General features: G+C 49.7%; 1 pseudogene. It reads left to right on the top strand.

Features of this window, described 5'->3' with window-relative positions:
• Window positions 1-590 (top strand): annotated as a pseudogene (locus QEH59_RS18670) (hypothetical protein); the annotation flags it as partial.

The following is a 590-nucleotide window of genomic DNA, read 5'->3' as shown; positions in this document are numbered from 1 at the left end:
TTTGACCAGGGATTTAGTTGGGGGGATATCACCACAAAAGGAAATGAGCTCTACCTACACGTGTTTGACTTGCCCGCCGAGGGGATGCTCCGTCTGGCAGATTTAGGAGCCAATGTCACCGGAGCGAGCCTACTGCATGATTCGTCTACAGTCGCTTATCAGCAAAAAGGCACTGTTTTGGAAGTGAATCTAGGATCGCAGGTCGGTCGTGAGATGCCTTTAATTCCCGTGGTTAAATTGACACTCGATGGCCCGGTGCAGGTCAGCAATCAAGCGACTCAAATCGATGGTATCACAACGGCGACCTTGCTCGCTGAAATGTCCACCGTCGAGGATTGCGCGATTGAAGAATCACGCTGGATGGAGAAGTTCGGAGAGTGGAAGCATGATTATTATGTGGAGGAGTGGCAATCTGAAGACGCAAAAGCGGTCTGGGATCTCAACGTCTTGGCAGCCGGTGAGTATTTGGTGAGTATCGAGTATTCGGCTGAAAATGATGCAGCTGACTCCGAGTGGGTGCTCTCCTGTGGCGATGAGAGCATCACTTTCGTGAGTTTTGAATCCGGTTTTGATTCGAATAAATCATTTCA

This window comes from Thalassobacterium sedimentorum (assembly GCF_031127905.1).
GTDB lineage: Bacteria > Verrucomicrobiota > Verrucomicrobiia > Opitutales > Coraliomargaritaceae > Thalassobacterium > Thalassobacterium sedimentorum.
This window is presented reverse-complemented; position numbering and strand designations above follow the sequence as displayed.